The organism is Agromyces cucurbitae (assembly GCF_058349945.1).
On the sequence record NZ_JBYRES010000003.1, the window covers coordinates 651144 to 676083 of the forward strand.

The following is a 24940-nucleotide window of genomic DNA, read 5'->3' on the forward strand; positions in this document are numbered from 1 at the left end:
CCCTCCTCATCAGCGCCGTTCCACGCCAAGCCTAGCGTGCGCGCACGACGACGAGCAGATCACCCGCCTCCACCTGCTGGGTCTTGGGCACGGCGACGCGCTCGACGACGCCCGCAACGGGCGACGTGATCGCGGCCTCCATCTTCATCGCCTCGATCGATGCGACGCTCTGGCCGGCCGCGATCTCGGTGCCGGGCTCGACCTGCAGCGTCACCACGCCGGAGAACGGGGCGGCGATCTGTCCCGGCTGCGAGGCATCCGCCTTCTCGGCAGCCCTGGTCTCGACGGTGATGCTGCGGTCGCGGACGAACACCGGGCGGAGCTGCCCGTTGAGGATCGTCATGACCGTGCGCATGCCCTTGTCGTCGGCCTCGCCGATCGCCTCGAGCCCCGCGTACAGCCGCACGCCCTTCGCGATCTCGACGACGTGCTCGGCACCGGGCCGAAGACCGTAGAGGTAGTCGACCGTGTCGACGACCGAGAGGTCGCCGAACAGCTCGCGGATCTGCTCGAACTGTCGGGTCGGCGCCGGGAAGAGCAGCGCGTTGAGCGTCGAACGTCGCGTCGCGCTGTCGGCCTCGAGCCCGGCCAGCTGGTCGGGCGTGAGCTCCGCCACGCCGATGCGCACGTCGCGACCGGCGAGCACCTTCGAGCGGAACGGCTCGGGCCAGCCCCCCGGCAGGTCGCCGAGCTCGCCCGCCATGAAGCCGATCACCGAGTCGGGCACGTCGTACTTCTCGGGGTTCGCCGCGAAGTCCGCCGGGTCGGCCTTCACCGCCGCGAGGTGCAGGGCGAGGTCGCCGACGACCTTCGACGACGGCGTCACCTTCGGAACCCGGCCGAGGATCTCGTCGGCCGCAGCGTACATGTCCTCGATGAGCTCGAAGTCGTCGGCGAGCCCCAGCGCGATCGCCTGCTGGCGCAGGTTCGAGAGCTGGCCGCCCGGGATCTCGTGGTGGTACACGCGACCGGTGGGCCCGGGAAGACCCGACTCGAACGGGTGGTAGAGCCGGCGCACGGCCTCCCAGTAGGGCTCGAGGTCGCTCACGGCGTCGAGCGAGAGCCCGGTGTCGCGCTCGGTGTGCGCGAGCGCGGCGACGAGCGACGAGGCCGAGGGCTGGCTCGTGGTGCCCGCCATGGGGGCGCTCGCCACGTCGACCGCATCGACCCCGGCCGCACTCGCGGCCAGGAGGGTCGCGAGCTGCCCGCCGGCGGTGTCGTGCGTGTGCAGGTGCACCGGCACGTCGAAGCGCTCGCGGAGCGCGCCGACGAGCTTCGCCGCGGCAGCCGGGCGCAGGAGGCCGGCCATGTCCTTGATCGCGAGCACGTGCGCGCCCGCACCCACGATCTCGTCGGCGAGCCGGAGGTAGTAGTCGAGGGTGTAGAGGTCTTCGGCCGGGTCGAGCAGGTCGCCCGTGTAGCAGAGCGCGACCTCGGCGACGCTGCGGCCGGTCTCGAGCACCGCATCGATCGCCGGGCGCATCTGCGAGACGTCGTTGAGCGCGTCGAAGATGCGGAAGATGTCGACGCCGGTCGCGGCCGCCTCGCGCACGAACGCATCGGTGACCTCGGTCGGGTACGGCGTGTAGCCGACCGTGTTGCGCCCGCGCAGGAGCATCTGGATGTTGATGTTCGGCAGCGCTTCACGCAGGGCGGCCAGCCGGTCCCACGGGTCTTCACCGAGGAAGCGGAGCGCGACGTCGTAGGTCGCCCCGCCCCACGCCTCGACCGAGAGGAGTTGGGGCGTCAGCCTGGCGACGTACGGCGCCACGGCGACCAGGTCCTTCGTGCGCACGCGCGTCGCGAGCAGCGACTGGTGCGCGTCGCGGAAGGTCGTCTCGGTGACTGCGAGCGGCGTCTGCGCACGGAGCGCCGCGGCGAAGCCGGCCGGGCCGAGTTCGAGCAGGCGCTGCCGCGAGCCGTCGGGCGCGGGCTGCGACAGGTCGATCGCAGGGAGCTTCTCGACCGGGCTGATCCCGATCGGCGCCGGGCCGTTGGGCTGGTTGACCGTGACGTCGGCGAGCCAGTTCAGGATCTTGGTGCCGCGGTCCTTCGAGACGCGGCCGCGGAGCAGCTGCGGGCGCTCGTCGATGAACGACGTGCTGAGGTCGCCGGCGACGAACGCGGGGTCCTCGAGCACGGCCTGGAGGAAGGGGATGTTCGTGGAGACGCCGCGGATGCGGAACTCTGCGAGCGCTCGCTTGGCACGGGCGACGGCGGCCGTGTAGTCGCGGCCGCGGCACGTGAGCTTCGCGAGCATCGAGTCGAAGTGCGGGCTGATCTGGGCGCCCGGGTTGATCGTGCCGCCGTCGAGGCGGATGCCGGCGCCGCCGGGCGACCGGTACGTCGTGATCTTGCCGGTGTCGGGGCGGAACCCGGCGGTCGGGTCCTCCGTCGTGATGCGGCACTGGAGCGCCGCCCCGCGGAGTCGGATCGAGTCCTGCTCGAGGCCGAGCTCGGCGAGCGACTCCCCCGCGGCGATGCGCATCTGGGAGACGACGAGGTCGACGTCGGTGACCTCTTCGGTCACGGTGTGCTCGACCTGGATGCGCGGGTTCATCTCGATGAAGACGTGCTGGCCGGCACGCTCTCCGGCCGTGTCGAGGAGGAACTCGACGGTGCCGGCGTTCACGTAGCCGATCGACTTCGCGAACGCGATCGCATCGCGGTAGAGGGCCCGGCGGACGTCGTCGGAGAGGTTCGGCGCGGGCGCGATCTCGATCACCTTCTGGTGACGTCGCTGCACGGAGCAGTCGCGCTCGAACAGGTGCACCGTCTCGCCGTTCGCGTCGGCGAGCACCTGCACCTCGATGTGCCGGGGCCGGAGCACCGCCTGCTCGAGGAACATCGTCGGGTCGCCGAACGCGCTGTCGGCCTCGCGCATCGCCTCTTCGAGGGCGGCGCGCAGGTCGTCCTTCGCGTCCACGCGGCGCATGCCGCGACCGCCGCCGCCCGCGACGGCCTTGGCGAAGATCGGGAATCCGATCTCGTCGGCCTGCGCCACGAGCGCCTCGATGTCGCGCGAGGGCGGCGTCGACTTCAGCACCGGGACGCCGGCGGCGATCGCGTGCTCCTTCGCGGTGACCTTGTTGCCGGCCATCTCGAGGACGTGCTTCGGCGGGCCGATGAAGGCGATGCCCGCCTCGGCGGCCGCCTGGGCGAGCTCGGGGTTCTCGGAGAGGAAGCCGTAGCCCGGGTAGATCGCATCGGCGCCCGACTCCTTCGCGACGCGGATGATCTCCGACACGTCGAGGTAGGCGCGAACCGGATGCCCGGGCTCGCCGATCTGGTACGCCTCGTCGGCCTTCAGCCGGTGCAGCGAGTTGCGGTCTTCGTACGGGTACACCGCGACCGTCTTCGCACCGAGTTCGACAGCGGCGCGGAACGCACGGATGGCGATCTCACCGCGATTGGCAACCAGGATCTTCGTGAACATGCAAGCCTTTCCGAACGGAATCCGCACAGCGAACGTTTAGGTATCGCCCGAGCACTAAAGGTAACGTATCTGTTCGTGCACGTTCTCTCCGTCAGCTCCCTGAAAGGCGGCGTCGGCAAGACCACTGTCACGCTCGGACTGGCGTCGGCGGCCTTCGCCCGCGGCGTCCGTACGCTCGTCGTCGACCTCGACCCCCAGTCCGACGTCTCGACCGGCATGGACATCCAGGTCGCCGGCCACCTCAACGTCGCCGACGTGCTCGCCTCTCCCAAGGAGAAGATCGTCCGCTCGGCGATCGCGCCGAGCGGCTGGGCCCGCCAGAACCCGCAGTCGACGATCGACGTCATGATCGGCAGTCCGTCGGCGATCAACTTCGACGGGCCGCACCCGTCGATCCGCGACATTTGGAAGCTCGAGGAGGCGCTCGCCAACGTCGAGGCCGACTACGAGCTCGTGCTCATCGACTGCGCTCCGTCGCTCAATGCGCTCACCCGCACGGCGTGGGCCGCGAGCGACCGCGTCGCCGTCGTCACCGAGCCCGGCCTGTTCTCCGTTGCGGCCGCCGACCGCGCGCTGCGCGCGATCGAGGAGATCCGTCGAGGCCTCTCCCCCCGCCTGCAGCCGCTCGGCATCATCGTCAACCGGGCCCGTGTGCAGTCGCTCGAGCACCAGTTCCGCATCAAGGAGCTGCGCGACATGTTCGGCCCGCTCGTGCTGAGCCCGCAGCTGCCCGAGCGCACGTCGCTGCAGCAGGCGCAGGGGGCGGCGAAGCCGCTGCACATGTGGCCGGGCGAGAGCGCGGAGGAGATGTCGGCGAACTTCGACCAGCTGCTCGACCGCGTGCTGCGGACCGGGCGCATCGCCGACGACACCGACGGTCAGCTCGCGGTCGAGTCGCACGCGATCTGAGCTGCAGCACGGCCGTCGGGCCCGGGTGCGACGTCTGAACGACGTACGCCGACGCTCGACGTCGCGTCTCGGGGCGCCCGTCTCGGTCGCTCATCGAGCCGCTCGATCGACGTCGCGAAATGTGACGCCGTGTGACGTCAGGAGATCTTGCGCGACTTCGCCCCGCGGCGAGCGGCGAGCTCGTCCATCGGGTCGGCCGGGTGCGTGTCGAGCTCGACGAGCGTCGACTCGACCTCGCGGAGCACCTTGCCCACCGCGATGCCGAACACGCCCTGGCCGCGGTTCACGAGATCGATGACCTCGTCGTCGGAGGTGCAGAGGTAGACGCTCGCACCGTCGCTCATGAGCGTCGTCTGGGCGAGGTCTTCGACCCCCGCCTCGCGCAGCTGGGTGACCGCCGCGCGGATCTGCTGCAGCGAGATGCCGGTGTCCAGCAGGCGCTTGACGAGCTTGAGCACGAGGATGTCGCGGAAGCCGTAGAGTCGCTGCGAACCGGAGCCGGCCGCGCCGCGCACCGTCGGCTCCACGAGCTGCGTTCGAGCCCAGTAGTCGAGCTGGCGATAGCTGATGCCGGCTGCGCGGGCCGCGATCGCACCGCGATAGCCGGTGCCGTCTTCGTACTCGGGCATCCCGTCGGTGAACAGCAGGCCGAGGTCGTAACGCGAGCGCACGGTCTCACTCATCGATTCGCCCCTCACTTCTGCTCCGCCACCTCGGCGACGCGAGTTCCACGCTACCGAGGCGGGCGGCCCGCGCCAAACATATCGGGCCGATCGTCACGGCGTGTCGCGCGATCATCTCGCAAGGCGGTCGAGGGCGGAGCGCAGGACGCTCGAGTGCACCGTCTCGAGTGCCGCCGCGAGCTCGCGGCCCTGCTCGGCGGTGCGCGCCTTTCCCGCGGCATCGCTGCGGCGCGAGGGCGCGATCGCACGGTCGACGAGCGCCGCCTCGCGCTCGGCCGCGCCGCGCACGCCGCGCAGATGTCGAGGTTCGATGCCCACCGCCCGCAGGGCGACGAGTGCTCGCAGCACGGCGAGCGAATCGTCGCCGTAGTTCTCGGCCGCGGGCACGAGCGACGCCGAGACGGCCTCGTCGAGCAGCGAGGCGCTCGCCCCGGCCGCCGTGATGAGTTCGGCGCGGTTCATGCGCTTCGACGCGAGGAACCCTGCCGCGCTCGTCGCCCCGGGAAGCGCCGGGGTCTCGCCGGCATCGATCGCCTCGAGATGCGCCCGGATGACCTTGAGCGGCAGGTAGTGGTCGCGCTGCATCGACAGCACGACCGTGATGCGCTCGACGTCGTCGGGCGAGAACTTGCGATAGCCGGCGGCGGTGCGCGCCGGCGCGACGAGCCGCTGCTCCTCGAGGAACCGCAGCTTCGACGGGGTCAGCTCGGGGAACTCGGGCTGCAGCCGGGCCAGTACCTGGCCGATGCCGAGCAGTGGCGTCTGGTCGCTCGTGCGCGTCGACGCCGCGGTGCCGGCCACTACTCGCTCGCCACCGGAGCCAGGTCGCGTCGGGAGGCGTAGAAGGTGAGCCGGAACTTGCCGATCTGCACTTCGGCTCCGTCGGACAGCAGCGCGGTCTCGATGCGGACGCCGTCGAAGTAGGTGCCGTTGAGCGAGCTCAGGTCTTTCACCTCGAACGCCGTGCGGTGCCGGACGAACTCGGCGTGCTTGCGCGACACGGTGACGTCGTCGAGGAAGATGTCGGCGTCGGGGTGGCGCCCCACGACCGTCACATCGGTGTCGAGCAGGAACCGCGCACCCGTGTTCGGGCCGCGACGCACGACGAGCAGGGCAGAACCCGACGGCAGCGCCGCGATCGCCTCCTGCTCTTCGGCGGAGATGTCGGCGTCGACCGCGCCGAGTTGGGCGGCCGCCTCGCGGCTGAAGCCCATCGTCGAGTCGACCGAGCTGTCTGAGACCGGCTGCGACGACGTCTGGGCCTGCTCGAACCCGTCGTCGCCCGCCCCGTCGGCCTGTGTGTTGTCGGAATCCGCCACGGCTAACCTCCCTCTTCCAGCGTATCGGATCGCGAGTCGCCTGCCACCCGCGGAATACGGATGGCCCGCACCGTCTCGATCGCGTAGATCACGCCCGCCCACCAGTAGAGGAATGCGCCCCACAGCGTGATCGCCCAGCCGAGGGGTTCGCTCACGGTCGCGACGGCGGGGAATGCCGCGCCGAGCATGATGACGGGCAGCCCGAAGAACAGCGCGAACGTCGCGACCTTGCCGAGCTGGTGCACGGGCAGCGGCCCGTACCCGTGGTTGGCGAGCACGACCCCGAGCACGAGCAGGAACACGTCGCGCGAGACGATCACGATCACGATCCACCACGGCACGAGCTGCTGGGCCGCGAGCCCGATGAGCGCGGCGAAGATGTACAGCCGGTCGGCGGCCGGGTCGAGGAGCTGGCCGAGCCTCGTGACCTGATCGAGCCGTCGCGCGAGGTAGCCGTCGGCCAGGTCGGTGAGGCTCGCGACCACCAGGACGACGAGCGCGATCACGTAGTCGCCGAGCACGAGGAACACGAGGAACACCGGTACGAGCGCGAGCCGGAGCATGCTCAGGATGTTCGGGATCGTCCAGATCTCCGAACCGACGGCCCCCGCCCGCTCCCCAGCCACGCCCCGATCCTATCGGGGCTCCGGATGCCGCGCCTCAGAGCCGCGCGGCGAGGACCGGCCACGCCTCGGCGAAGCGCGGATGCAGGGGATGGCTCGCGACCTCGGCGATCGGCACCCAGCGCAGCTCGATGCTCTCGGGATCGCTGACGACGGGTTCGAAGCGCACGAGCGCATCGGCGACGACGGTCGTGTACGACCAGAATCCGAGGTCGAGCACGCTCGTGAACCGGACGGAGAGCGCCTCCGCGGGGACACCCGCCTCCTCGCCGGCCTCCCGGATCGCGGCATCCACCGCCGCCTCGTCGGCGTGTCGTGCGCCGCCCGGAATGCCCCAGGTGCCGCCGAAGTGGCTCCACTCGGCGCGGTGCTGCAGCAGCACCTCGGCCGCCGGGCTCACCGCGAGCAGTCCGGCGGCGCCGTAACGGCCCCAGTAACGGACTCCACCAGGACCCTCGACCCACGCATCGCCGCTCGCTCTCGTCACCACTCCAGCATGACGCACGCCCGCGCCCGGGGCGCACCCCGCCGTAGGCTGGTGGGATGGACGACGAACGGCCCGTGCGCATCGACGCGTGGCTGTGGGCGGTGCGCCAGTACAAGACGCGCTCGGCGGCGACGGCGGCATGCCGGGCCGGGCATGTGCGCGTCAACGGCGAGCGCGTGAAGGCCGCCCAGTCGGTGCGCCCCGGCGACGAGGTGCGCGTGCGCATCGCCGGCTTCGACCGGAGACTGGTCGTGCGCCGCACGATCGCGAAGCGCGTCTCGGCGCCCCTCGCCGCCGAGGCGGCCGAGGACCTCACACCCCCGCCGCCGCCTCGCACCGAGCTCCCGGCGACGATCGTCCGCGACCGTGGCGCGGGCCGTCCGACCAAGCGGGAGCGCCGCGACATCGACCGGCTCCGGGGTCGGTGACCCGGTATCGATCCGTCGCGCGTGCTGCCGCGACGGTCGCATCGGGGCGTAGCCTGTGCCACGTGCACAAGGAACTCGCCCACGAACCCGACGCCCGCCGCTACGTGCTGCGCTTGGACGGCACGATCGCGAGCGTGCTCGACTACCGCGTCCTCGGCGAGGCGGTCGCCTTCACCCGCACCTTCACGAATCCGGCGTACCGCGGCTCGGGCCTGGCCGCCGAGGTCGTGGCCTTCGCGGTCGACGACGTCGAGGCGACCTCCGACCGGCACATCGTGCCGAGCTGCTGGTACGTCTCCGAGTGGTTCGACCGGCATCCCGATCGGCGCGGCATGCTCGACCCGCGGCTCGGCTGATGGTCGCCGGCTACAGCGCAGCCCAGGTGCGCGCGGCCGAGGCGCCGCACCTCGCGCGCGGCGAACCGCTCATGGCGATCGCCGCGGCGGCGCTCGCCGCGGTCGTGCGCGAGCGGCTCCCCCACGACGGCGTCGACGCACCGCTCGTGCTCGTGCTCGCGGGCTCCGGCGACAACGGGGGCGATGCCGCATATGCGGCGGCCGACCTCGCCGCGGGCGGCGTGCGGGTCGAGCTGGTCCCGACCGGATCGCGCCTCCACCCCGCCGGCCGGGCCGCGGCCGCCGCCGCGGGCGTGCCGATACTCGACGAGGCGGACGCCTCGACCGTCGCGGCGCGTGCGGCCGAGGCATCCGTGATCGTCGACGGCATCCTCGGAACGGGGACCGGCGCGGACCCGGCGCTGCGCGGGCGCGCCCGCGAACTCGTCGCCGCGATCCTGCCGGTGCTCGCCTCCGGCGACCCGGCGGTGGTGGTCGCGGCCGATCTGCCGAGCGGGGTGCAGCCCGACGACGGCAGCGTGCCCGACCCGACGGTGCTGCCGGCGAGCGTCACGGTCACGTTCGGCGCCGCGAAGGCCGGCCTGCTCATCGAGCCGGGTGCCGACCTCGCGGGCGAGGTGCTCGTCGTCGACCTCGGACTCGGCGCCGAGCTCGCGGCGTTCACCCCGCTCGTCGAGCGCGGCTGACACGACGAAGCGCCCCGCTCGAGGCGGGGCGCTTCATGTGCGATCAGTACCAGTTCACGGCCTGGGAGTGCGACCAGGCGCTGCACGGCGAGCCGTACGACCGCGAGATGTAGTCGAGGCCCCAGGCGATCTGGGTCGCGGCGTTGGTCTGCCAGTCGGCACCCATGGTGGCCATCTTGCTGCCGGGCAGCGCCTGCGGGATGCCGGTGGCACCGCTCGAGCCGTTCATCGCGGTGTACGACCAACCGGATTCCTTCTGCCACAGCGAGTCGAGGCACTGGAACTCGCCGTCGCCCCACCCGTACGTGCTCGAGGCCATCGATCGTGCGGTCTCTCGAGCACCCTCGGGAGTGTTGGCGCGGGCGAGCGCCTCGGCTGCGGCCTTCGCCTTCGCGGCCTGCTTGCGATCGAAGTCGGCGGCAGCGGCCTTCGCCTTGTCGACCTCGTCGCGGGTCTCCGCGGTCAGGTCGACGAGCTCGTCGACCGGCAGCAGCTCGTAGTCGCCGAGCGAGGCGACCGAGGCCGCGAGGTCCGAGGTATCGGTCTTGCCGTCGACGGCGGCGAGCGTGGCGTTCGCGGTCGAGAGGGTGTCCTCTGCCGTGGCGCGGGTGCGGGCGGCCGCGATGGCACTGTACGCGCCGAGCTGGTCGTGCTGCACGCCGGTCGCCTCGGTGAGCGCGGTGGTCGCGTCGATGCGCGCCTGCGACTCGGCGGCCGACCTGACGGTGAAGCCGGTGCCGACGATGAGCGCGATGCCGGCGACGGCGCCGGCCGCCATGAGCCGGCGGCGGTTGGCCCGGCGGCGCATCGAGCGGCGGGGGTGGTCGTCGACGGTCGTGCCGGTGAGGTCTGCGGTGCTGGTTTCGGGGCTGGGGGAAGTCTGGTTGCGCATAGGTATCTGAAGCTGCTCGGATTCGGCTTTCGTTCGGTGGGGGGCGGCCCCGAGCACGGGCACAAGTCAGACACCCTGCCCTCCGATTCTGGATGGATCCTCAGTTCTGCCTGTGCGGTTCATGGATACCGCTGCGAAACGCGCGATACTCGGAGGATGCTCCCAGCCGATTCCGCCTCGTTCGCCGCTCCGTCGGCGACGGATCGCTGCCCCTGCCTGTCGGGACTCGCGTTCGGCGAATGCTGCGATCGGTTCATCGGCAGCGCGACGACCGCACCGACCGCCGTGCAGCTCATGCGGTCGCGCTACACGGCATTCGCGATCGGCGCAGCGGCGTACCTGCTCGAGACCTGGCACCCGGCGACCCGCCCGTCCACGCTCGAGCTCGACGCCTCCATCCGCTGGCTGCGACTCGACGTCGAGCGCACCGAACGCGGCGGGCCGTTCGACCGCGACGGCATCGTGGAGTTCACGGCCCACTACCGCCACGGCGGCGAGCGCGGTCGCCAGCACGAGACGAGCCGGTTCGCGCGCGTCGACGGGCGCTGGCGCTACGTCGACGCGGTCGACTGACGCCGACCGGCGGCGACCGGCGGCGGCCGCCGCTCCGCTGCGGGCGAACGCCGCCGCGAATCAAAGCGAATCCAGAGCTTCGACGCCTAGCGTGGTGCTCGTGACTCCGCTCGACGGCACTCGCCCCACGAGGCGTCCCGACGCCCCGGCCATGCTCACCGCACGTGCCCAGCGCACGCTCGAGACCATCGACGGCCAGACCCTCGACGAGATGCGCGCGCTCCGCGACGAGACCGAGCGCTTCATGCTGCGGTACAAGTTCGGCATGGACGAGGTCATCACGAAGCTCTCCATCCTGCGCGAGGAGTTCAACCAGACGCACGACTACAACCCGATCGAGCACATCTCGAGCCGGTTGAAGAGCCTCGACAGCGTCATCGAGAAGATGGCCCGCAAGGGCATCGAGCCGAACTTCGACACGATCCGCGACACGATCACCGACATCGCCGGCGTACGGGTGACCTGCAGCTTCGTCTCCGACGCCTACCGCATCTTCGAGTTGCTCACCGCGCAGCGCGACATCCGCGTGCTCAAGGTGAAGGACTACATCAAGGAGCCGAAGCCGAACGGCTACCAGAGCCTCCACGTCATCGTCGAGGTGCCCGTGTTCCTCTCGACCGGCCCGCACCCGGTGGCCGTCGAGGTGCAGATCCGCACGATCGCGATGGACTTCTGGGCGAGCCTCGAGCACAAGATCTACTACAAGTACGACCGGCAGGTGCCGCAGGAACTGCTCGACGGGCTCACCGACGCGGCCCACACGGCGTCGGAGCTCGACGCGCGCATGGAGCGCCTGCACCACGAGGTGCACGGCGCGCCGCAGCTGCCGCGCGTGCCACGCGACATCGCGGTCTGACCGGCCGCGGGCGGGCGGCCCTCACTCGACGGACTCGTCGTCGACCTTCTTCGCCCGGCTCGGCTGCACGCGGGTCGGCTCGCCCGGCATCTTCGGGAAGTCGGGCGGGAACGGCAGTTCGCCGAGGCCGTCGTCGAGGTCGCGCGCCCACCAGTCGAGCAGCGTGCCGAGCCGGCCGGGTTCGTCGTGCATGCCCGCCCACGGGTCGCCGCGCTCCGCGAGGCGCTGCGGCACGGTGCGGATCGTGTGGACGGCGGGATCGGTGCCTTCGAGTTCGGACCAGTCGAGCGGACACGACACGGGCGCGTGCGGCAGCGGACGCGGACTGTAGGCGCCCGCCATCGTGCGATCGCGGTTCGCCTGGTTGTAGTCGATGAAGATGCGGTCGCCGCGCTCCTCCTTCCACCAGTTCGTCGTCACCTGTTCGGGCAGCCGGCGCTCGAGCTCGCGACCGAGCGCGATCACCGCGTGCCGCACGTCGAGGAACTCGTGCTCGGGCTCGATGGGTGCGAAGACATGGATGCCGCGGCTGCCGGAGCTCTTCACGAACCCGGTCAGGCCCACCTCGGCGAGCAGCTCGCGAAGGGCGAACGCGACGGGCACGGCCTCGGCGAACCCCGTGCCCGGCTGCGGGTCGAGGTCGATGCGCAACTGGTCGGGGAAGTCGCTCTGCTCGGCGCGGGACGCCCACGGGTGGAAGACGACGGTGTTCATCTGGGCCGCCCAGACGGCACCGGCCGGTTCGTCGAGCACGAGCTGCGGGTGCTTGCGCCCGCTCGGATAGGTGACGGTCACCGAGCGGATCCACTCGGGCGCCCCCTTCGGCGGATTCTTCGAGAAGAACTGCTCGCCGTCGACGCCGCCCGGGAAGCGCTGCAACGACACCGGGCGATCGCCGTTGGCCTCGATGAACGCGTCGCCGACCGCGACCAGGTACTCGGCGAGCTCGCGCTTCGTGATGCCCGCCTCGGGCCAGATCACCCGCGTGGGACTGGAGACCCGCACGGCGCGCTCGCCGTCGGGTCCGGGGACAAGGAGCTCGATCGCGTCACCGGCCATGGCAGCGACGCTACCGGCAAGCACCGACGTCGCGCAGCCCCGGCGACCGCATCAGGCAGGGATCGACTCGTACCGGCGCGCCGCGCGCGCCCGCGCCTTCGCAGCCTCGATCTCCCGGTTCTTCGGCGGCGCGCTCGTGACGAGCTCGTCGAGCAGGTGCCGGGTGATGTGCGCGATCGCCTCGACGGCGCGATCGAACGCCTCGGTGTTCGCTTTCGACGGCTTCGTCGACCCGCTCACCTTGCGCACGAACTGCAGTGCCGCGGCGTGCACCTCGTCGTCGGTGGCGACGGGCTCGAAATTGTGGAGGGGATGGATGTTCCTGCACATGCCGTGCAGCCTACGCCTCATGTCCGAGGAACGCTCGACTCCGGAGGCGGCACCACCGGCTGCAGGCGGAACAGCCGCACCACGCGACCCGACTCCCGCTCGTAGGCCCGATATCCCGGCCACTGGGCCTCGATCAACGCCCACGCCGCATCGCGGTCGGCGTCGCCGATGCGGGTCGCGAGCACCGGCATCCGGCGGCCGCGCACGGTGATCGCCGCCGCCGGGTGGGCGATCAGGTTGTACGTCCACGCCGGATGCCGATCTCGCGCGAAGCTCGTCCCCGCGACGATCGCACGGCCGTGCCCGTCGGGCGTGTACATGAGCGCCGTGTCGCGGGGCTCGCCCGTTCGCGCCCCGGCCGTGTGGAGCACGAGCGACGGCACGAGGAGGGCGCTCAGCTGCACCCGGCCACCGCTCGCCCACCCGATCAGGCGCTCGATCGGCGGGAGCAGCCGGGGCGCGGCCCACCGGAAGACGCGGGTCCGCGTGAGCGGCGAGATCACGGATCTGACGAGGTGGACGACGCTGGGCATGCGGCCCATTCTGCAGGGCCAGCGCTCGCCGCGTCGAGGCCGCGAGCGGCGGGTCGCCGGCTCCCGGGCACGTCGCAACGCCTCCGCCCGGCCGCCTGTCGGTCAACCCCCTTGCCCACGGCCGCCGTCGACCTACCGTGGAAGGAGACGAGAGAGATCGGAGGAGCCATGACCGACCCGATGCGCCCCGGCGAACCGGCCGAGGGCGAATACACCGACTCCGAACTGCCCGAGGACGCGCGCAGCGCGACACCCGAGCGGGACCACCACGCGGAGGCGTTGAGCGCCGAGCAGGACACGCAGGCGCTCGAGGTCGACGTCGACCAGGACGAGGGCGACGTCGAGATCGAGGAGGAGGACGAGGTCGACATCGTGGCGCCCGATGCGATCATCCCGCCGGGGCGGGGATTCCCGATCTGACGGTGCCCGGCACCGCGTCGCCGCCCGCCGGTCAGGCCGATCGCCGGGCGGTGACCGCGCGGTCGTCGGCGATGATGTAGGCGCCGGCGATCAGGATCACTTGGCTCGACAGGTTGAGCCAGATGAGCAAAGCGATGAGCGCGGCGAACGACGCGAAGAGCGGGTTCGCCATCGCTCCGCCAACGAACAGCCCCGACAGCACCTGCAGTCCGGTGAGGCCGAGGCCGCCGAGCAGCGCGCCGCGCCAGAGCGAGCCCGCTCGCACCCTGATGCCCGACAGCAGACGGAAGAGCGCGGCGATCGCCCCGGCGTCGATCGCGAACGCCAGCAGCACCGAGACCGTCCTGGTGAGCGCGTCGTACCACGGCGACCGCACCGAGACGCCCATCCAATCGAACATCGTGCCGAGGGCCGCGGTGCTGACGACCATGATCACCGCCGAGACGACGAACGCGGCGCCGAACCCGATCGCGAACACGAAGTCGCGGAACATCAGCCAGCCGAAGAACCGCGGGTCGTCGGGCTGCTCGGCGAGATCGCGGAACGCCACCCGGAGCGACCCGATCGCCCCGATCGCCGCGCCCACGAGGCCGATGAGCGCCAGCACGCCCGCGACGCTGAGCGTCACGGGCTGCACGAGCTGCTCGGGCGTGATCAGGCCGTCGTCGCCGACGAGTCCCGGGATCACCGAGTCGAGCGCGTGGACGATGGCCTCGATCGCGTCGGGCCTGCCCGCCAGCCAGACACCCGCGACGGCGAAGCCGAGGAAGACCCCCGCGAACACGGAGAACAGCGCACGGTATGTGACGCTGTCGGCGAGCATCGGGCCGTGCAGCGTGAAGTACCGCACGATCGCCTGCACCAGCGTGAATCGGAGCGCCCACTCCCACACCCGCTCACCACGGCGGACCACTCCCTGCCAGAACGAACGCTGCTCCCCCGCCATCACCGTGTCAGGCTATCGAGTGCAACGGAACACGAACCAGCCCCTTGTTGTTGAGGCATTCGGGCGTGTACGAAGCCCCGCCCATCGAGAGACCAGGAGAGACACCATGAGCGTACGTACCGAGACCGCGATCCTCGCCGGCGGATGCTTCTGGGGAATGCAGGACCTCATCCGCAAGCGCCCCGGGGTGCTCGCGACCCGCGTCGGCTACACCGGCGGCGACGTGCCGAACGCGACCTACCGCAACCACGGCACCCACGCCGAGGCGATCGAGATCGTCTTCGATCCCGAGCAGGAGAGCTACCGCGACCTGCTCGAGTTCTTCTTCCAGATCCACGACCCGTCGACCAGGAACCGGCAGGGCAACGACATCGGCACGAGCTACCGCTCGGCGATCTTCCCGACCTCGCCAGAGCAGGAGCAGGTCGCCCGCGAGACGATCGCCGACGTCGACGCCTCGGGCCTCTGGCCGGGACCGGCCACCACCGAGATCGCGCCCGCGGGCCCGTTCTGGGAGGCCGAGCCCGAGCACCAGGACTACCTCGAGCGCTACCCGAACGGGTACACCTGCCACTTCGTGCGCCCGGGGTGGAAGCTGCCGAAGCGCGACGCCGCGTCGGTGCAGGCCGACACCGTCGCCTGACGCGCGTCGCCTGACGCGCGTCATCCGACGCGCCTCATCCGCTGCGAGAACGGCGAAGGGCCGCAGCAGACCGATCGGTCTGCTGCGGCCCGTTCGTCGAGTTCGGGTCGGATGCCGCGGCGAGCGCCGGGCTCAGTACCAGCCGGCCGACTCCGAGTGATCCCATGCGCCGCAGGGGCTGCCGTACCGGTCGGCGATGTAGCCGAGGCCCCACGCGATCTGCGTCGCGGGGTTGGTCTCCCAGTCGGCGCCGGCCGAACCCATCTTCGAGCCGGGCAGCGCCTGCGGGATGCCGTAGGCGCCGGACGGGTTGGAGGCGTACACGTTCCAGCCCGACTCGCGGTCCCACAGCGCCACGAGGCATCCGAACTGGTCGTCGCCCCAGCCGCGCGCCGCGAGCATGTCGCGCGCGATCGCCTGGGCGCCGCTCGGGTTCGCGGGGCCCGACGGTCGGGAACCGCCCGAGGACTCCTCCTCCGCGGCCGCAGCCGCGGCCTCTTCGGCGGCGGCCTTCTCGGCGGCGGCGCGGGCGGCGGCTTCGGCCGCGGCCTTCTTCTCGGCCGCGATCTTGTCGGCCTTCGCGATCGCGCTCTTGACCTCGGTCGTGTGCGACTCGGTCGCGTCGGCGAGCTCGAAGACGCGCTCGGGCGCGAGCAGGCGGTAGTTGTCGAGCGCGGCGACCGACGAGGCGAGCTCGCTGGCGTCGGCCTTGCCCTTCGCAGCGGTGATCGTGTCCTTCGCGCCGCTCAGGGTGTCCTTGGCGGTCTTCACCGCGCGCGCCTCGAGGATGTTCGAGTGCGAGCCGAGCTGCTCGACCCTGAGGTCGGTGGCGGCGCTCAGCTCCGCGGTCGCGGCGATGCGCTCGTTCTGCGCGGCGACGGCCGACTGCAGCATGAATCCCGAGCCGACGAGGGCGCCGACCGCGACGACGGCGCCGGCTGCGATGACCGGGCCCCGCCGCCAGCCACGGCGCGCACGGCGCTCGCGACGGCTGAGACGGGAGTCATTCTCGGGGGAATTGTCAGGGGTATTCAGGGAGGAAGACTGGTTCTGCATGACTTTCACGTGGGCGGCACTGCTCGCGCGAGCGCGGGCCGGACCTTCGGTCGACGTTCCTCGGACGCGGGGGCGCCCGGGCGAAGTGGCCAGTCTGCCGAGGGGTTCTGGACAGAACCTCACTTCTTCCTGTGAAAGTCGTCAAAACGCGAGCCTGCCTCACATTCGCGCACCGCCCGCATCGGTGCCGGCACGGAGCCATCCACCCCACGACGGACGCAGGGCACCGCCGCGGCTCAGTCGGCCGCGTCGACCTCTTCCTCGACCGACTCGGGACCGAGGCGGCGCGGTCCGGCCCCGTCGTCCCCGAGCGCGTCGTCGGGGTTGAGCAACCCGCACGCCTTCATCGAGAGGCATCCGCACCCGATGCAGCCGGTGAGCTCGCGCTCCAGCCGCTCGATGCCGAGGCGCCGCGCCTCGAGCTGCCGCTTCCACCGCCGCGAGGCGCGCTGCCAGTCCTCGTGGCTCGGCGTCGTGTCGAGCGGCACGTGCTCGAACGCGGACTGCACGTCGCCGAGCGGGATTCCGAGCCGCTTGGCGACGACGATGAGCGAGACGCGCCGGAGCATGTGCCGTGGATAGCGGCGCTGGTTGCCGCCCGAACGCTGCGAGGCGATGAGCCCGAGATCCTCGTAGAACCGCAATGCCGAGGGCGCGACACCGGTGCGACGGCTCATCTCGCCGACGGTCAGCAACTCGTCGGGCGCGTGCTTGGCCATGCCGGGCTTCCTCTCGATTGGACTTCAAGGCTACTTGAGGTTTTAGGCTGGTGGCATGCGTTCCAACTCCGGGGTGATCGTGTGACCTACGTGATCGCCCTTCCCTGCGTCGACGTCAAGGACAAGGCCTGCATCGACGAGTGTCCCGTCGACTGCATCTACGAGGGTGAACGGTCCCTCTACATCCACCCCGACGAGTGCGTCGACTGCGGCGCCTGCGAGCCCGTCTGCCCCGTCGAGGCGATCTACTACGAAGACGACCTGCCCGACGAATGGGCCGACTACTACAAGGCCAACGTCGAGTTCTTCGAGATCGCCCCGGGGGGCGCCCCTGCACTCGGCTCCCCCGGCGGAGCCGCGAAGACCGGCGCCCTCGCCTACGACCACCCGCTCGTGGCCGCGCTCGGCCCGCAGGGCGGCGAGGGGTGAACGCCGCACGCCACACCGCGCTGGCCGACGAGCCGGCGCCGACGGAGGTCACCGCCGAGGCGTTCAAAGCGGCGTTCCGCGTGCATCCCGCGGGGGTCGCGCTCATCTCCGCCGCGACGGCCACGGGGCCCGTCGGACTCACGGCCTCGAGCGTCGCATCCGTGGCCGCCGACCCGCCCGTGCTGTCGTTCTCCGTGACGCGGGCGACCGGCTCGGCCGGCGCACTGCTCGGCGCCGACTCGTTCGTCGTGCACCTGCTCGCCGACCACCAGGTCGGGCTCGCACGCGCGTTCGCGCGATCGGGGGCGCCGCGATTCACGCCCGACCAGGGCTGGAGCCGACTGCCGACGGGCGAGCCCATCCTCCCCGAGGCACGGTCGGCACTGCGGTGCCGCGCGCTGCAGCTCGTGCCGGTCGGGGACTCGACACTCGTCCTCGCAGAGGTGCTCGACGTGCACCCCGGCCCCGACACTCCCCCGCTCGTCTACCACGACCGCCGGTTCCACCGCCTCGAGCACGGGGCCCCCGAACTCTGAATCCCGCCGTTCGCGACCGCGGGCGGCGACTCACCGAAGAAGGAGACATCGCAATGTCGACGTACACCCTGCCCGACCTGCCGTACGACTACGCGGCGCTCGCGCCGCACATCTCCGCCACGATCATGGAGCTGCACCACTCGAAGCACCACCAGGCCTACGTCACCGGCGCCAACACCGCGCTCGAGCAACTCGCCGAGGCGCGCGACTCGGGCAACCTGGCGAACGTCAACAAGCTCGAGAAGGACCTCGCGTTCAACCTCGGCGGCCACATCAACCACAGCGTCTTCTGGCAGAACATGTCGCCCGACGGCGGCGGCGCGCCGGAGGGCGAGCTGTCGGCGGCGATCGACGACGCGTTCGGCTCGTTCGACGCGTTCCGCGCGCACTTCACCGCGACCGCACTCGGCGTGCAGGGCTCGGGATGGTCGGTGCTCGCGTGGGACTCGGTCGGGGCGCGCCCCGTCGTGTTCCAGCTCTTCGATCAGCAGGGCAACGCCCCGCTCGGCGTCACGCCGCTCCTGCAGCTCGACGTGTGGGAGCACGCGTACTACCTCGACTACAAGAACGTGCGCGCCGACTACGTCACGGCGTTCTGGGAGATCGTGAACTGGGCCGACGTCGCGACCCGCTTCGACCGCGCCCGCTCGGCGACGAGCGGCCTCATCGTGCCGGGTGCCGTCTGAGCACCCCCGCACCGCGCCCGCCGAGGCGCCGGCGTCGCCGGCGCCTCTCGGCGGCGCTGCTCGCCGTGCAGCTGCGGCGTTGGGGCCTGGTCGGCATCATCGTGCTCGTCGCGATCGGCACGCTCATCGCGGCGCTGCAGGGGCGCTGACCGTCAGGTCCGCGCCCCGCGCGTCGCCCGGGCCGTCCATCTGCGGCCCTCCCGGACGACCGAGATCGGGTGCTCGAACGCGCGCGTGATGGTCGACGTCGTCACGGCCTCGTCGACCGGCGCCGCCGCGACGACCCGGCCGTGAGCGATGACGAGCGCGTGGCTCGTCGTCTCGGGCAGCTCCTCGAGGTGGTGCGTGACGAGGATCGACGCGAGGTCGGGCGTGCGGTGCGCGAGCTCGTCGAGCGTCTCGAGCAGTTGCTCGCGCGCCGCGACGTCGAGCCCGGTCGTCGGCTCGTCGAGCAGCAGGAGCCGCGGACGCGCGACGAGCGCCCGCGCGATCAGCGCTCGGCCGCGCTCGCCCTGCGAGAGCGTCGGCCAGACCGCGGTACGCCGGTCGGCGAGCCCGACGTCGTCGACGAGGGCGTCGGCCAGCGCGACCTCGTCGGATCCGGGGCGCCAACGCATCGGCGTCTCGATGCTGCCGGTGATCCCCGTGAGCACGACGTCGCGCACCGTGAGCGGTGATCGGAGCGGGTGCCTCGGGTCGACCTGTCCGATCTCGCGACGCAGTTCTTGGACGTCGACCCGCCCGAGGCGCCTGCCGAGCACCTCGACCGTGCCGGAGGTCGGGTGGCTACGCGCCCCGCAGAAGCCGAGGATCGTGCTCTTGCCCGCGCCGTTGGGACCGAGCAGCGCCCAGTGCTCGCCCGCGCGGACGGTGAGGTCGATGCCGTGCAGGATCGGGTTGCCGTCGCGCCGGAAGGTCACGTCGCGCAGTTCGAGCACCGCCGCGCTCACGCCTCCACCTCGCGACGGGGCATGATGTCGGCGTGCTGCGCTCGGGGCGGCTCGGAACGGGGCATCGTCGTCATTTCTCTCTCGGTCGGATCGGGATCGAGGCACGTCGCCGGGCCACGCCGCTCGGCCGGCTCGTTTCGTCAGCCGACCCGGTCGGGTCGCGGCGGCCCGAGCCGCGGCGCCCGTTCGCGGGTGTCGCCGCCGCCCACGCGATTGCTGCGCTCGGTGAGCGCGACGAGCGCGAGGTGGCGGTCGGCCGTCCAGCAGACGAGACGCCCCTTCTGGTCCTTGCTCCGACCGAGGATCCCCGCGTCGGCGAGCTCGGCGAGCGCTCGCTGCGCGGCCGCCTTCGACACCGCGTGCCTCGACGCGACGAGGTCGATCGTCTGCACCGGTTCGGCGGCGAGGTCGCCGAGCACCTTGAGCACCACCGCGTCGCTGCGTGGGCGTGCCGGTGAGGCGCCGCGCGCACGGCGCGTCTCGACGAGCTGCTCGATGAGCTCCTCGTCGATCCGGTCGAGGTCGTCGGCGAGTCGCACGGCGTTGCCCGCGGCGAGCTCGGCCGCGTGCGCGAATCCGATGATCCAGTCGTCGAGGGCGGGCCGGTCGGCACGGAATGCCGTGAGACCCGCGAGATAGGCGTTCGTGTCGCCCGCGAAGACCGTGCTGATCGGCACGAGCACGTTGCGCACGGCGTCAGCGCGACGCAGCACCGTGTGGATGAGCGCTCGCCCGGTGCGTCCGTTGCCGTCGATGAACGGGTGGATCGTCTCGAACTGCGCGTGCGCGATCGCGGCCCGCACGACCGGGTTGCCGTCGGTCGCCGTGACGAACCGGGCGAGGTCCTCGACGAGGCGCGGGACCTCCGATTCGGGCGGGGGCACGAAGTCCGCGCGCAGCGGGCTCCATCCCGCTCCGCCGACCCAGTTCTGCTCGGTGCGCAGGCCCGGCGCCAAGGTCGGCTCGATGAGGTGCTGCAGCCGCACGAGATCGGCGACGGCGATCGTGCGGCCGCGGTCGGCGAGCCCGGCGATCGCCCGCTCGGTGGCCCGAACGTTCGCGACGACGTCGAGCGCGACCTTCGGCCCCGATTCGAGCAGTTCGGCGATCGCCAGCCGCTTCGGGGTGATGCGATTGCCCTCGATCCACGACGATGAGATGCTCTCGGAGCGGATGAGCAGGTGGTTGAGGTACCCGCCCCGCGGCCCGATGCGCTCGTCGGCGCGCGCGAGCACGGCGAGTGCGTCCTCGGCGGCCTGGCGGGCGGCGGCGCCGACCTCGGGCAGCGCGTCGCCCAGCTCGTCGGGCACGTACGCGAGGTACCGGCCGGGCTCGCGGTCGCGACGGCTGAGGTGTCCGGCATCCTGCGGATGCCAGGTGCGTTCGATGAATCGCCCCATCGCGCCTCCTTCCGCCCGGTGACTCCTTAATCAACTTTAGATGAACTAAAGTTGATTCACCAGCGGGGATGCCACGGCTGTCCGGCCTCGCGACGCCGTCGACGAGGCATCCGACGACCCCTACGCGTCGGCGGCGGCGAGCTGCCCGCAGGCGCCGTCGATCTCCTTGCCGCGGGTGTCGCGGATCGTCGTCGGGATGCCGGCCGCTTCGAGCCGGCGCACGAACTCCTGCTGCACGTCCTTCTCGGAGGCGGTCCAGATCGAGCCGGGCGTCGGGTTCAGCGGGATGGGGTTGACGTGCACCCAGCCCCGACCGCGCTCGTTGAGCTTCTCGGCGAGCAGGTCGGCGCGCCAGCCGTGGTCGTTCATGTCCTTGATGAGGGCGTACTCGATCGACACGCGACGGCCGGTCTTGTCGAAGTACGCGCGCGCCGCGTCGAGCGCCTCGTCGACCTTCCAGCGCGAGTTCACCGGGATGAGCTCGTCGCGCAGCTGGTCGTCGGGAGCGTGCAGGCTGAGGGCGAAGGTCACCGGCAGGTCTTCGTCGGCGAGCTTCTTGATCGCGGGCACGAGGCCGACCGTCGACACGGTGACGCCGCGGGCCGACATGCCGAGGCCCTCGGGCGCCGGGGCGAGCATCGTGCGCACGGCCGACATCAGGCGGGCGTAGTTGGCGAGCGGCTCCCCCATGCCCATGAAGACGATGTTCGACACGCGGTCGGGCGTGTGGTCGCCCTGCTTGCGGCCGCCGAGCTCGCCGCGAGCGAGCGCCGCGTTCGCCATGACGACCTGCTCGACGATCTCGGCCGCCGACATGTTGCGGGTGAGCCCCGCCTGGCCCGTCGCGCAGAACGGGCAGTTCATGCCGCAGCCCGCCTGGCTCGACACGCAGAGGGTCACCCGGCCCGGGTAGCGCATGAGCACGGACTCGACGAGCGCGCCGTCGTGCAGCTTCCACAGGAACTTGATGGTGTCGCCGTTGTCGGTCGTGAACCGGCGAACCTCGGTCAGGAGCTTCGGCAGCACCGCTGCGGCGAGCGCGTCGCGCGACGACGCGGGCAGGTCGGTCATCTGCGCCGGGTCGTTCGTGTGGTGCACGAAGTAGTGCGTGGCGAGCTGCGCGGCGCGGTAGCCGGGGAACCCCAGCTCGGCGACGTGCGCCTTGCGCTCGGCCGGCGCGATGTCGGCGAGGTGCACGGGCGGCTTGCCGCGCTTGGGCGAGGCGAACTGCAGCATCGGCCGCCCATCGGGGCCCTTCTTCTGCTCCCAGCCTTCGGTGGCCGGGCGCACCTGGCGGGGCTTCGTGCGGCGCACCGCGTCGGCGGCGGTCTGGTCGGTCGAGTTCGTCACCTTCCAAGGGTACGCGGCCGGGGCCGCATGAACGCTGGATGCCTCGTGGACGCGCCGATCGTCGCGGGGACAGCATCGCCGGCATACGCTCCACGTATCGCACGACTCGGCCGGACGGTCGGCGGGTCGGTCAGTCGACCGTGCGCCGCGCAAGCACCACCCTGCACCGGTGCCCGGTGATGAAGGGCTCGAGCTTCTCGAGCGCGAGCGGGCCGCCGGTCTGGCCGAGCACGTCGCCGACGAGCCTCGCGTGCACCGAGCAGACGAGGGCGACGTCCTCGTCGATGAGCTCGTGATAGCGGCACGGTGCGAGTTCGAAGGTGAGCGCGGCCTCGTCGACCTCGGGCTCGAGGCCCGCGTCGTCGAGATGCTCGTAGAGCACGTCGAGCTGCGTCCGGGCGGCGTCGTCGAGGTCGACCCCGCCCGAACCGGTGGCGGCGCGCAGCAGTTGCCCACGCCGTCGTGCGGCGTCGATCCGGTCGCCCGCGACCGCGCTCGTCGCGGCGTCCTGCACCGGGTGGAAGCCGATCGGCGGACGTCCGCGCGACGACGTCGGGATCGACTCGCCCCGGATGAGTCCTTCGCGCTCGAGCACCTGGAGATGGTCGCGCACGGTGTTCGTCGGAATGCCGCACTCGTCGGCCAGCTCGGCCGCCCGGCGACCGGGCTCGCGCTGGATCGCACGGAGGAGGCGGATGCGGCTCGGCTGGGTGAGTCCCCGGAAGTCCCCGACGCGACGTGGCACGGACTGATTCTACGTCGCGTCGAATAAGTCCGGTGGAACCGCGAGCGCACGGTGCGCTCCGGTCCGAGACTCGGAGGGACGCGTTCTCTCGAACCTGGAAGGTACGTCATGCAGCTCTCTGCCGAGTCCGAAGCCATCGTCCGCGCGACCGCCGGGGTGGTCGCCGAGCATGCCGAGGAGATCACGCGGGTGTTCTACCCCGCGATGTTCGCCGCCCACCCCGAGCTCCTGCGGGTCTTCAACCGCGCGAACCAGGCCGTCGGCGAGCAGCCCAAGGCGCTCGCGGCCTCGGTCGTCGCATTCGCGGTGCGGCTCATCGACCCCGACGCGCCGGACTTCTCACCCGTCATGCGGCGCATCGCCCACAAGCACGTGTCGCTCGGCATCACCGCCCGCCAGTACACGATCGTCGGCAAGCACCTGCTCGACGCCGTCGGCACCGTGCTCGGCGACGCGGTCACCCCCGAGGTGCGGTCGGCGTGGGACGAGGTCTACTGGCTGTTCGGCTGTTCGCTCATCGCCGAGGAGGCGAAGCTCTACGCGCTCGGCGGCACCGACCCCGAACACCCGTGGCGGAAGTACCGCGTGGTCGAGCGCTACGAGGAGTCCGACGAGGTCTTCTCGCTCGTGCTCGCACCGACCGAAGGGGCCGTGCCCGCGCATCACACGGGCCAGTACGTGGCGATCGCGGTCGACCTGTCCGACGGCATGCGCCAGCCGCGCCAGTACACGATCTCCTCGGGTCCCCGCGGCGACTCGCTGCGGGTGACGATCAAGCGAGTGCGCGGCGTCGACGGCGCCCCCGACGGCCAGGTGTCGGGCTGGCTGCACGAGCACGCGCGTCCGGGCACGATCCTCGACGTCTCGCAGCCCGCGGGCGACGTCGTGCTCGACGACTCGGACGCCCCGCTCGTGCTCGTGTCGGCGGGTATCGGCATCACCCCGGTCGCCGCGATCCTCGAGGACCTCTCGCGCACGCAGCCGCACCGCACCGTTCGCCTGTTCCACGCGGATCGCGCGCACGACTCGCACGCCCTGTACGCCTCGCTCCGACGCCAGGTGCTCGCCATGGAGGACGCCCGTGCCCAGAACTGGTACGAGCGCGACGCGGCCGAGGCGCCCACCCTGCACCCCGCACTGCCGGGGTTCATGGACCTCAACGAGGTCGATCTGCCGACGGACGCGACCGTCTTCATGTGCGGTCCGCTGCCCTTCATGCGCGCCATGCGCGAGACCCTCATGGTCCGCGGCATCCCGAGCGAGCGGATCCAGTACGAGGTCTTCGGACCCGACCTCTGGGCGCAGAACCCGTCGGCGGTTCCGGCCTGATCGGCATCGGGCGGCCTCGCGCAGACGGGGCCGCCCGGTGCAGACTGGACGCATGGCCGTCGTCACCGCCGTCCTCGGCGACATCACGGAGCAGCGCGTGGACGCGATCGTCAACGCCGCCAACAACGCGATGCGCGGCGGAGGCGGCGTCGACGGCGCGATCCATCGCGCCGGCGGGCCGGCCGTGCTCGACGACTGCATCGCACGCTTCCCCTACGGACTCGCGACCGGTGACGCGGGTTGGACGACCGGCGGTGCCCTGCCCGCCCCGTGGGTGATCCACACCGTGGGGCCGAACCACCGCGCCGGCGAGCGCGATCGCTCGCTGCTCGAATCCTGCTATCGGCGCTCGCTCGCCGTCGCCGACGAGCTCGGGGTGCACTCGATCGCCTTTCCGCTCATCAGCGCCGGCATCTACGGCTGGCCGCTCGACGACGCGATCGCCGCAGCGATCGAGACGATCGAGGCCGCCGACACCCACGTCGACGACGTGCGGCTCGTCGCACGCGATCCCGAGGTCTTCGAGCGCATCGAGGCGGCGCTCGCCGAGCGACCGTGAAC

The 24940-nt window shown here is 71.5% G+C and carries 30 protein-coding genes; 13 read left to right on the plus strand and 17 right to left on the minus strand.

Annotated elements, in window-relative coordinates; all coding sequences use genetic code 11:
* Positions 1-31 precede the first annotated feature (31 nt).
* Positions 32-3436, minus strand: a complete 3405-nt coding sequence (locus tag AC3RJ6_RS14290; RefSeq protein ID WP_491427740.1) for a pyruvate carboxylase — start codon at positions 3434-3436, stop codon at positions 32-34.
* 75 nt (positions 3437-3511) lie between these two features.
* Here AC3RJ6_RS14290 and AC3RJ6_RS14295 point away from each other — a divergent pair, with 75 nt between their 5' ends.
* Positions 3512-4345, plus strand: a complete 834-nt coding sequence (locus AC3RJ6_RS14295) for a ParA family protein (protein ID WP_491427742.1) — start codon at positions 3512-3514, stop codon at positions 4343-4345.
* 137 nt (positions 4346-4482) lie between these two features.
* Here the strand turns inward: AC3RJ6_RS14295 and AC3RJ6_RS14300 are convergent, their stop codons facing one another.
* The 5 genes from AC3RJ6_RS14300 to AC3RJ6_RS14320 all read right to left on the minus strand — a co-directional run bounded on the left by AC3RJ6_RS14300 (position 4483) and on the right by AC3RJ6_RS14320 (position 7457).
* A complete protein-coding gene (locus AC3RJ6_RS14300; protein WP_491427743.1) occupies positions 4483-5028 on the minus strand; it encodes a MerR family transcriptional regulator in 546 nt (181 codons plus the stop codon).
* A 111-nt stretch (positions 5029-5139) separates the two neighbouring features.
* Positions 5140-5829, minus strand: a complete 690-nt coding sequence (gene ftsR / locus AC3RJ6_RS14305; protein WP_491427744.1) for a transcriptional regulator FtsR — start codon at positions 5827-5829, stop codon at positions 5140-5142.
* Positions 5829-6242 carry an FHA domain-containing protein gene (locus tag AC3RJ6_RS14310; RefSeq protein WP_491427808.1) on the minus strand — a complete coding sequence of 138 codons (414 nt, stop codon included), beginning with the start codon at positions 6240-6242 and terminating at the stop codon, positions 5829-5831. Before AC3RJ6_RS14310 ends, ftsR begins: the two co-directional genes overlap by 1 nt.
* Positions 6243-6349: 107 nt before the next feature.
* Positions 6350-6973 (minus strand): CDP-alcohol phosphatidyltransferase family protein, encoded by a 624-nt coding sequence (locus tag AC3RJ6_RS14315; RefSeq protein WP_491427745.1) that lies wholly within the window; start codon positions 6971-6973, stop codon positions 6350-6352.
* A 34-nt stretch (positions 6974-7007) separates the two neighbouring features.
* Positions 7008-7457 (minus strand): NUDIX domain-containing protein, encoded by a 450-nt coding sequence (locus AC3RJ6_RS14320; protein ID WP_491427746.1) that lies wholly within the window; start codon positions 7455-7457, stop codon positions 7008-7010.
* 56 nt (positions 7458-7513) lie between these two features.
* Here AC3RJ6_RS14320 and AC3RJ6_RS14325 point away from each other — a divergent pair, with 56 nt between their 5' ends.
* From AC3RJ6_RS14325 to AC3RJ6_RS14335, 3 genes are all read left to right on the plus strand, one after another.
* Entirely contained in the window at positions 7514-7885 is a 372-nt protein-coding gene (locus tag AC3RJ6_RS14325; RefSeq protein WP_491427747.1) for an RNA-binding S4 domain-containing protein, read from the plus strand.
* Between the two features lie 62 nt (positions 7886-7947).
* Positions 7948-8241 carry a GNAT family N-acetyltransferase gene (locus tag AC3RJ6_RS14330; RefSeq protein ID WP_491427748.1) on the plus strand — a complete coding sequence of 98 codons (294 nt, stop codon included), beginning with the start codon at positions 7948-7950 and terminating at the stop codon, positions 8239-8241.
* Positions 8241-8927, plus strand: coding sequence for an NAD(P)H-hydrate epimerase (locus AC3RJ6_RS14335; RefSeq protein ID WP_491427749.1), 687 nt, complete (start codon positions 8241-8243; stop codon positions 8925-8927). Before AC3RJ6_RS14330 ends, AC3RJ6_RS14335 begins: the two co-directional genes overlap by 1 nt.
* Positions 8928-8970: 43 nt before the next feature.
* Here the strand turns inward: AC3RJ6_RS14335 and AC3RJ6_RS14340 are convergent, their stop codons facing one another.
* Positions 8971-9819: a DUF948 domain-containing protein gene (locus tag AC3RJ6_RS14340; protein ID WP_491427750.1), complete on the minus strand. Its 849-nt coding sequence runs from the start codon at positions 9817-9819 to the stop codon at positions 8971-8973.
* Between the two features lie 156 nt (positions 9820-9975).
* Here AC3RJ6_RS14340 and AC3RJ6_RS14345 point away from each other — a divergent pair, with 156 nt between their 5' ends.
* Together AC3RJ6_RS14345 and AC3RJ6_RS14350 are read left to right on the plus strand one after the other, a co-directional pair.
* Positions 9976-10392: a YchJ family protein gene (locus tag AC3RJ6_RS14345; RefSeq protein ID WP_491427751.1), complete on the plus strand. Its 417-nt coding sequence runs from the start codon at positions 9976-9978 to the stop codon at positions 10390-10392.
* 211 nt (positions 10393-10603) lie between these two features.
* The gene (locus tag AC3RJ6_RS14350; protein ID WP_491427809.1) at positions 10604-11248 is read left to right on the plus strand and encodes a GTP pyrophosphokinase; all 645 of its coding nucleotides are present in this window, start codon (positions 10604-10606) and stop codon (positions 11246-11248) included.
* Positions 11249-11269: 21 nt separating this feature from the next.
* Here AC3RJ6_RS14350 and ligD read toward each other — a convergent pair whose 3' ends face one another.
* From ligD to AC3RJ6_RS14365, 3 genes are read right to left on the minus strand one after another with little or no spacing between them, the layout of a single operon-like run.
* Positions 11270-12307: a non-homologous end-joining DNA ligase gene (ligD, locus tag AC3RJ6_RS14355; RefSeq protein ID WP_491427752.1), complete on the minus strand. Its 1038-nt coding sequence runs from the start codon at positions 12305-12307 to the stop codon at positions 11270-11272.
* 51 nt (positions 12308-12358) lie between these two features.
* Entirely contained in the window at positions 12359-12637 is a 279-nt protein-coding gene (locus AC3RJ6_RS14360; RefSeq protein ID WP_491427753.1) for a DUF2277 domain-containing protein, read from the minus strand.
* Positions 12638-12654: 17 nt separating this feature from the next.
* Positions 12655-13170, minus strand: a complete 516-nt coding sequence (locus AC3RJ6_RS14365; protein ID WP_491427755.1) for a nitroreductase/quinone reductase family protein — start codon at positions 13168-13170, stop codon at positions 12655-12657.
* 168 nt (positions 13171-13338) lie between these two features.
* Between AC3RJ6_RS14365 and AC3RJ6_RS14370 the strand changes: the two genes are divergently transcribed.
* On the plus strand, positions 13339-13590 hold the full coding sequence (locus AC3RJ6_RS14370) for a hypothetical protein (RefSeq protein ID WP_491427756.1): 252 nt from the start codon (positions 13339-13341) through the stop codon (positions 13588-13590).
* Positions 13591-13621: 31 nt separating this feature from the next.
* On the opposite strand, the gene AC3RJ6_RS14375 is transcribed toward AC3RJ6_RS14370, so the two are convergent.
* Entirely contained in the window at positions 13622-14536 is a 915-nt protein-coding gene (locus tag AC3RJ6_RS14375) for a YihY/virulence factor BrkB family protein (RefSeq protein WP_491427810.1), read from the minus strand.
* 106 nt (positions 14537-14642) lie between these two features.
* On the opposite strand from AC3RJ6_RS14375, the gene msrA reads away from it, so the two are divergent.
* Positions 14643-15179: a peptide-methionine (S)-S-oxide reductase MsrA gene (gene msrA, locus AC3RJ6_RS14380; protein WP_491427757.1), complete on the plus strand. Its 537-nt coding sequence runs from the start codon at positions 14643-14645 to the stop codon at positions 15177-15179.
* Positions 15180-15311: 132 nt separating this feature from the next.
* On the opposite strand, the gene AC3RJ6_RS14385 is transcribed toward msrA, so the two are convergent.
* Both AC3RJ6_RS14385 and soxR read right to left on the minus strand, forming a co-directional pair.
* On the minus strand, positions 15312-16073 hold the full coding sequence (locus tag AC3RJ6_RS14385) for an aggregation-promoting factor C-terminal-like domain-containing protein (protein WP_491427758.1): 762 nt from the start codon (positions 16071-16073) through the stop codon (positions 15312-15314).
* Positions 16074-16471: 398 nt separating this feature from the next.
* Positions 16472-16954, minus strand: coding sequence for a redox-sensitive transcriptional activator SoxR (gene soxR / locus AC3RJ6_RS14390; RefSeq protein ID WP_491427759.1), 483 nt, complete (start codon positions 16952-16954; stop codon positions 16472-16474).
* Between the two features lie 81 nt (positions 16955-17035).
* On the opposite strand from soxR, the gene fdxA reads away from it, so the two are divergent.
* The 3 genes from fdxA to AC3RJ6_RS14405 are packed head-to-tail and all read left to right on the plus strand — an operon-like array spanning position 17036 to position 18605.
* On the plus strand, positions 17036-17383 hold the full coding sequence (gene fdxA, locus AC3RJ6_RS14395) for a ferredoxin (protein WP_491427760.1): 348 nt from the start codon (positions 17036-17038) through the stop codon (positions 17381-17383).
* Positions 17380-17919, plus strand: a complete 540-nt coding sequence (locus tag AC3RJ6_RS14400) for a flavin reductase family protein (protein ID WP_491427761.1) — start codon at positions 17380-17382, stop codon at positions 17917-17919. Before fdxA ends, AC3RJ6_RS14400 begins: the two co-directional genes overlap by 4 nt.
* A gap of 53 nt (positions 17920-17972) precedes the next feature.
* The gene (locus AC3RJ6_RS14405) at positions 17973-18605 is read left to right on the plus strand and encodes a superoxide dismutase (protein ID WP_491427762.1); all 633 of its coding nucleotides are present in this window, start codon (positions 17973-17975) and stop codon (positions 18603-18605) included.
* Positions 18606-18757: 152 nt separating this feature from the next.
* Here AC3RJ6_RS14405 and AC3RJ6_RS14410 read toward each other — a convergent pair whose 3' ends face one another.
* The 4 genes from AC3RJ6_RS14410 to AC3RJ6_RS14425 all read right to left on the minus strand — a co-directional run bounded on the left by AC3RJ6_RS14410 (position 18758) and on the right by AC3RJ6_RS14425 (position 23050).
* Positions 18758-19555, minus strand: coding sequence for an ABC transporter ATP-binding protein (locus AC3RJ6_RS14410; RefSeq protein ID WP_491427763.1), 798 nt, complete (start codon positions 19553-19555; stop codon positions 18758-18760).
* Positions 19556-19695: 140 nt separating this feature from the next.
* Complete coding sequence (locus AC3RJ6_RS14415) at positions 19696-20955, minus strand: Fic family protein (protein ID WP_491427764.1); 1260 nt, start codon at positions 20953-20955, stop codon at positions 19696-19698.
* A gap of 120 nt (positions 20956-21075) precedes the next feature.
* The gene (rlmN, locus tag AC3RJ6_RS14420; protein WP_491427765.1) at positions 21076-22305 is read right to left on the minus strand and encodes a dual-specificity RNA methyltransferase RlmN; all 1230 of its coding nucleotides are present in this window, start codon (positions 22303-22305) and stop codon (positions 21076-21078) included.
* Positions 22306-22435: 130 nt separating this feature from the next.
* A complete protein-coding gene (locus AC3RJ6_RS14425; RefSeq protein WP_491427766.1) occupies positions 22436-23050 on the minus strand; it encodes a helix-turn-helix domain-containing protein in 615 nt (204 codons plus the stop codon).
* A gap of 108 nt (positions 23051-23158) precedes the next feature.
* Between AC3RJ6_RS14425 and AC3RJ6_RS14430 the strand changes: the two genes are divergently transcribed.
* Positions 23159-24379, plus strand: coding sequence for a globin domain-containing protein (locus tag AC3RJ6_RS14430; RefSeq protein WP_491427767.1), 1221 nt, complete (start codon positions 23159-23161; stop codon positions 24377-24379).
* Positions 24380-24431: 52 nt separating this feature from the next.
* A complete protein-coding gene (locus AC3RJ6_RS14435) occupies positions 24432-24938 on the plus strand; it encodes an O-acetyl-ADP-ribose deacetylase (protein WP_491427768.1) in 507 nt (168 codons plus the stop codon).
* Positions 24939-24940: the final 2 nt, after the last annotated feature.

Excerpts from the sequence above, each read along its gene's own strand:
- AC3RJ6_RS14365 (WP_491427755.1), bottom strand. The coding sequence starts at position 13,170 with ATGCCCAGCGTCGTCCACCTCGTCAGATCCGTGATCTCGCCGCTCACG.
- AC3RJ6_RS14350 (WP_491427809.1), top strand. The coding sequence starts at position 10,604 with ATGCGCGCGCTCCGCGACGAGACCGAGCGCTTCATGCTGCGGTACAAG.
- AC3RJ6_RS14415 (WP_491427764.1), bottom strand. The coding sequence starts at position 20,955 with ATGGGGCGATTCATCGAACGCACCTGGCATCCGCAGGATGCCGGACAC.
- AC3RJ6_RS14335 (WP_491427749.1), top strand. The coding sequence starts at position 8,241 with ATGGTCGCCGGCTACAGCGCAGCCCAGGTGCGCGCGGCCGAGGCGCCG.
- AC3RJ6_RS14375 (WP_491427810.1), bottom strand. The coding sequence starts at position 14,536 with ATGGCGGGGGAGCAGCGTTCGTTCTGGCAGGGAGTGGTCCGCCGTGGT.
- AC3RJ6_RS14290 (WP_491427740.1), bottom strand. The coding sequence starts at position 3,436 with ATGTTCACGAAGATCCTGGTTGCCAATCGCGGTGAGATCGCCATCCGT.
- AC3RJ6_RS14430 (WP_491427767.1), top strand. The coding sequence starts at position 23,159 with ATGCAGCTCTCTGCCGAGTCCGAAGCCATCGTCCGCGCGACCGCCGGG.
- AC3RJ6_RS14325 (WP_491427747.1), top strand. The coding sequence starts at position 7,514 with ATGGACGACGAACGGCCCGTGCGCATCGACGCGTGGCTGTGGGCGGTG.
- AC3RJ6_RS14360 (WP_491427753.1), bottom strand. The coding sequence starts at position 12,637 with ATGTGCAGGAACATCCATCCCCTCCACAATTTCGAGCCCGTCGCCACC.
- AC3RJ6_RS14345 (WP_491427751.1), top strand. The coding sequence starts at position 9,976 with ATGCTCCCAGCCGATTCCGCCTCGTTCGCCGCTCCGTCGGCGACGGAT.
- ligD (WP_491427752.1), bottom strand. The coding sequence starts at position 12,307 with ATGGCCGGTGACGCGATCGAGCTCCTTGTCCCCGGACCCGACGGCGAG.
- AC3RJ6_RS14310 (WP_491427808.1), bottom strand. The coding sequence starts at position 6,242 with ATGGGCTTCAGCCGCGAGGCGGCCGCCCAACTCGGCGCGGTCGACGCC.
- AC3RJ6_RS14405 (WP_491427762.1), top strand. The coding sequence starts at position 17,973 with ATGTCGACGTACACCCTGCCCGACCTGCCGTACGACTACGCGGCGCTC.
- AC3RJ6_RS14385 (WP_491427758.1), bottom strand. The coding sequence starts at position 16,073 with ATGCTGCAGTCGGCCGTCGCCGCGCAGAACGAGCGCATCGCCGCGACC.
- AC3RJ6_RS14340 (WP_491427750.1), bottom strand. The coding sequence starts at position 9,819 with ATGCGCAACCAGACTTCCCCCAGCCCCGAAACCAGCACCGCAGACCTC.
- AC3RJ6_RS14370 (WP_491427756.1), top strand. The coding sequence starts at position 13,339 with ATGACCGACCCGATGCGCCCCGGCGAACCGGCCGAGGGCGAATACACC.
- soxR (WP_491427759.1), bottom strand. The coding sequence starts at position 16,954 with ATGGCCAAGCACGCGCCCGACGAGTTGCTGACCGTCGGCGAGATGAGC.
- msrA (WP_491427757.1), top strand. The coding sequence starts at position 14,643 with ATGAGCGTACGTACCGAGACCGCGATCCTCGCCGGCGGATGCTTCTGG.
- AC3RJ6_RS14300 (WP_491427743.1), bottom strand. The coding sequence starts at position 5,028 with ATGAGTGAGACCGTGCGCTCGCGTTACGACCTCGGCCTGCTGTTCACC.
- AC3RJ6_RS14435 (WP_491427768.1), top strand. The coding sequence starts at position 24,432 with ATGGCCGTCGTCACCGCCGTCCTCGGCGACATCACGGAGCAGCGCGTG.